The sequence below is a fragment of the Geminocystis sp. CENA526 genome (assembly GCF_050753365.1).
Classification (GTDB): domain Bacteria; phylum Cyanobacteriota; class Cyanobacteriia; order Cyanobacteriales; family Cyanobacteriaceae; genus Geminocystis.
Window position 1 is genome coordinate 1 of the sequence record NZ_JBLZFY010000175.1, and the last position, 5068, is coordinate 5068.

Sequence of the window (5068 nt, forward strand, 5' to 3'; positions counted from 1 at the left end):
CGTCCGCCTTTTGGTCTTACAGTGCCTCCAGATGCAGAAACGGCTATTCCATCCGTTTGTATAATTCTGATGCCTTCCTCTCTAATATTTTTACTAGCGTTCTCATCTCGATCGTGGTGAGTACCACAACTAGGACAAGTCCACTCTCTTACATCCAATGGCATTTCTGACATTTGATACAGACAATTAGAACAAGTTTTAGAACTGGGAAACCATCGATCGATCTCGACTAATAAACCACCTTTTTCTTTGAGTTTATAGTCTAAGAAGTTGATAAAAGTTCCCCAACCCACATCAGATATAGCTTTTGCTAAACAGTGATTACGAACCATACCCTTGATATTGAGTTTCTCCACGACTACTACCTGATTGTTATTGACAATTTTTCTGGAAAGTTTATGTAAAAAGTCGTGACGGGCATTGCTTGTGCGTTCGTGTACCTTAGCTACTAGCTTTCGTGCTTTTTCTCTATTTTTAGAACCTTTTTTCTGACGAGCTAACTTTTGTTGTTTTCGGGCTAAGTTTTTTTCATGTTTCTTTATTTGTCTAGGGTTTGCATATTTGCTAGTTTTCTTACCATCATTAACGATAGCAAAATCCTTAATTCCCAAGTCAATCCCACAGACTTTACCTGTAATAGTTACTTCGGGAAAATCTTGCTCAGTTTCAAAAAGAATTGACGCAAAGTATTTGCCTGTAGGGGTTTTGCTAACAGTAACAGTCTTAATTTCCCCTTCAAATATCCGATGAATAGATGCCTTAACTAATCCTAATTGGGGGATTTTCAAACAACCATCTACTATCTTGACACTTTGGGGATACTGACAAGATTGCTTTCCGTGATAAGATTTGAACCTTGGATATTTTGCTCTCCCCTCAAAGAAATTTCTGAACGCTTTAGTCAGATTAAGAGTCGCAGATTGTAATACTTGCGAATAACATTCTCCCAACCAAGCCGTATCTTCTTCTTTTTTGAGTAAAGGCAAATATTTATTGAGTGCGATTTGGGTTAACCCCTTGCCAGTAGTTTTATATGTTTGATTGCACAAATTTAGGGCATAATTATACCACCATCTAGCACAACCCATGACTTGACTAAGTTTTTGGGCTTGTTCACTTGTGGGATATAATCTGACTTTTATAGCTTTGTGCATTCTACTGATAACGAGTCATTGTGATAAACTTTTTTTATCTTAGCACAAAGATTTTGATTTTGGGAAAATGTCCTAATCGGACTCTATTATGTTGATCGAAACTTGTGTTGAGCGTAGTCGAAACATTCATCCCACACTGATTTTGTAAGAGTTTTTTGACCGAAAAATACAGTGTGGGACTTCTTTCTTTATTTAAGTTAAAATTAGAAAATGAGTTAAAAAGTGCGATCGAGGAGGATAAACTAACATTATATTATCAACCGATTGTGGACTTAAACACTGGAAAATTATACAGTTTAGAATCATTGGTGAGGTGGAATCATGATGAATTAGGTTTTTTACCCCCCTCTAAATTTTTACCCTTAGCAGAAGAAAGTACATTAATCGTAGAATTAGGTAATTGGGTATTAAATACGGCTTGTCATCAATTACGCCAGTGGCAAGAAAAGGGAATTTTAGATGACAATATTACCATTAACGTCAACGTGGCTGGAAAACAATTTGAAACTTTAGATTTATTAGAGAAGATATTTTATACCCTTGAAAACACAAAACTTTCGCCCTCCAATTTGCGCATAGAAGTCACAGAAACCATCATTTCTCAACATCCTAATTCCGTGACAAAAACCCTTAAAAAAATCCAAGATTTAGGTGTAAAAATTGCCATCGATGACTTCGGCACAGGTTATTCATCCTTAGCAAGATTAAGAAATTTTCCTGTTAATCAAATCAAAATAGATAAAGCCTTTGTCAAGCCTTTAAATAACAATCCTAAAGACGTAAAATTCTTACAAGGAATTATCACCCTTTGCCATAATCTTGATTTAGAAGTAGTTTGCGAAGGTATTGAAACAGAAAAACAGAGAAAAATCCTCAGTAAATTAAAATGTAATTATGGGCAAGGATACCTATTTACAAAGCCTTTAAGTGCCGATGATTTTGAATTATGGATAACACAATAATAGGTAATAGGTAATAGTTTTGGAGTTATTATAACACCCCATTATCAAGCGTCTTACCTTCACCGATAATTTTATATCGAACTCAGGTAAAGTAGAAGAACCAAATTATTTATCTCAACTATGAATTATACAACCGTAGAAGAAGAAAAATCACCCTTATTAAATTGGCGCAAAAGTAGCTTATTAGGCAAAATTATTGGCATAGTTTCCCCTTGGGAGTCTGGAAGTTATTTACTTAACTATTCTGATGTCATAGCCACTGTTTTAATTTGTTTAGTTATTGTTAGCGCACCCTTTACTAATAATACTTTAGTGGGGATTATTTTAATGGCAAGTAGTGGATTTTGGGCATTATTAACCCTTGCTGAAGTCAAACAAAATCAAATTACCCCTATTCATTTATGGATTTTTGCCTATTGGTTAATCTCTGTTGTGGCAACGGCTTTTTCTCCTCTTAAAATGGAGGCATTATCAGGGTTATTCAAATTCACCTTATACTTACTCTTTTTTGCTTTAGGTAGTCGTATTTTTCGCCATCCTAAACTACTCTCTTGGGTGACAGGAGTTTATTTATTAGTATCCCTAATTGTGAGCGCCTATGGTGTTCGTCAAAAATTTATAGGTGTAAAGCCACTTGCTACATGGACTGATCCCACTTCCCCCCTTGCAGATGCCACTAGAGTTTATAGTTATTTAGGAAATCCTAATTTGTTAGGTGGTTATTTAATTCCTGCGGTGGCTTTTTCAGTGGTGGGTATCATCATTTGGAAAACTATCCCTTTAAAAGTATTTGCTGGTTTTAGTTTAATTATGCACACCGCTTGTGTCTATTTTACTGGCAGTCGTGGTGCTTGGTTGGCTTTAATTGCTACGGGGGTTATCTTTCTTTTAGGATTTAAGTTTTGGTGGAGTGAATATCTAAGCCCTTTTTGGCGTAAATGGTTAATTCCGATTGTTATTGCTTCTTTTATAGCACTTGTTTTCATTGGTACTATTGTAAGTGAGCCTTTAAGGTTAAGAATTACCAGTTTATTTTCTTGGAGGGGTGATAGTAGTAATAATTTCCGTATCAATGTTTGGACTTCAGCGTTAAAAATGTTGGCTGATTATCCTTTAACGGGTATTGGCTTGGGGAATCAGGTGTTTAATAAAATTTACCCTACCTATATGCAAACGAAATTCACTGCTTTAAGTACTTATTGCGTTTTACTCGAAATTGCGATCGAAACTGGTTTAATCGGGCTTATTGCCTTTCTAGGCATCGTTACAAGCACTTTTAGGAGGGCTATAGCAATCATCAAAAATCTGAAACCGAGCAATGATTTACAAGCTATGTGGATGATTGGTGCTTTAGGTGCGATCGCCGGATTAGCTACTCAGGGATTATTTGATACTGTGTGGTATCGTCCACAAATTAATACTTTATGGTGGTTATGTATAGCGGTAGTGGCTTCTTTTCCCTTCAAAATTAGTAAAAAGTTGGAAGTAAGGAGTAAGGAGTAAGGAGTAAGGAGTAAGGAGTAGGGAGTAAGGAGTAAGGAGTAGGGAGTAGGGAGTAGGGAGTAAGGAGTAAGGAGTAAGGAGTAGGGAGTAAGGAGTAAGGAGTAAGGAGTAGGGAGTAGGGAGTAGGGAGTAAGGAGTAAGGAGTAAGGAGTAGGGAGTAGGGAGTAGGGAGTAAGGAGTAAGGAGTAAGGAGTAAGGAGTAGGGAGTAGGGAGTAGGGAGTAGGGAGTAAGGAGTAAGGAGTAAGGAGTAGGGAGTAGGGAGTAAGGAGTAAGGAGTAGGGAGTAGGGAGTAGGGAGTAAGGAGTAAGGAGTAAGGAGTAGGGAGTAGGGAGTAGGGAGAGTTCTTCAAAATTGAGATTAAATGGTAATATGTATCAGGTAAAATTTTACAATCTTGAGAATGAATCAGTTTTTTTCGATCGAACTTCCCTATCTAACTAAGCTAAAGAAAACAGTTATACTATTTTTAGTATCGGTTTTTTTAGTAGTCTTTCTTAACCCTCAACAAGTAGTCAGTCAGGCTACTTTTCCTGAAATTCGAGGGGTATGGTTAACCAAAAATGATACTGATGTATTGCTCGATCGACCATTATTAGAAAATAGTTTAAAGGAATTGGCGGAATTGAATTTTAATACCATTTATCCAGTGGTGTGGAATTCTGGTTATGCTTCCTTTCCTAGTCAAGTCGCCCAAAGAGTAGGCATTCCCCCCTTGGTTCGATCGGATTATCACAATCAAGATGTAATTAGAGATATTATCAATGAAGGGCATAGACAAGGATTGTTAGTAATTCCTTGGTTTGAATTTGGCTTTATGACGACTCCCTCCTCCGAATTAGCCACAAAAAATCCTCGTTGGTTAACCACTCGCCGAGATGGTAGTAAAATCGGCACGAGTGCGGCGGGGCAAGTGGTATGGTGAAATCCTTTCCATCCTCAAGTCCAACAATTTTTCATGGATTTAGTCTTAGAAGTTGTCACTAAATATCCCGTGGATGGTGTTCAATTTGATGATCATACTGTATTACCAAGAGATTTTGGTTATGATCCCTATACGATCGAACTATATAAACAAGAAACGAAAAAAAATCCTCCAGCAAATCCCCAAGATAGGGCTTGGGTAAAGTGGCGTGCTGATAAAATCACCGATTTCATGGTAAGGTTGAATAGAGCAGTGAAACAAAGAAAACCCAAAGCGATATTTTCTGTCGCTCCAAATCCTTACTCTACAGCTTACAATTTATTCTTACAGGATTGGCACAGATGGGTAAATTTAGGCATTGTGGATGAATTAATTATTCAAGTTTATCGCCCTGATTTAAAAACATTTACCAAAGAATTAAACAATGCTCAGTTACAATCTGCTAGAAAGAAAATTCCCACAGGAGTAGCCATTTTAACAGGCTTGAGAAATAACCCCACTCCTATCACCCTCATTGAAGATAAAG

At 37.1% G+C, this 5068-nt stretch carries 3 protein-coding genes and 1 pseudogene; 3 read left to right on the top strand and 1 reads right to left on the bottom strand.

Features of this window, described 5'->3' with window-relative positions:
* On the bottom strand, window positions 1–1154 hold a 1154-nt coding region (locus ACN4EE_RS21940), incomplete at its 3' end, for an RNA-guided endonuclease InsQ/TnpB family protein (protein WP_431708647.1).
* A gap of 155 nt (window positions 1155–1309) precedes the next feature.
* Between ACN4EE_RS21940 and ACN4EE_RS21945 the strand changes: the two genes are divergently transcribed.
* From ACN4EE_RS21945 to ACN4EE_RS21955, 3 genes and pseudogenes are all read left to right on the top strand, one after another.
* Window positions 1310–2116, top strand: coding sequence for a putative bifunctional diguanylate cyclase/phosphodiesterase (locus ACN4EE_RS21945; protein WP_431708648.1), 807 nt, complete (start codon window positions 1310–1312; stop codon window positions 2114–2116).
* 120 nt (window positions 2117–2236) lie between these two features.
* Window positions 2237–3619, top strand: coding sequence for an IctB family putative bicarbonate transporter (locus tag ACN4EE_RS21950; RefSeq protein WP_431708649.1), 1383 nt, complete (start codon window positions 2237–2239; stop codon window positions 3617–3619).
* Between the two features lie 401 nt (window positions 3620–4020).
* Window positions 4021–5068, top strand: a pseudogene (locus ACN4EE_RS21955) (family 10 glycosylhydrolase); the annotation flags it as partial.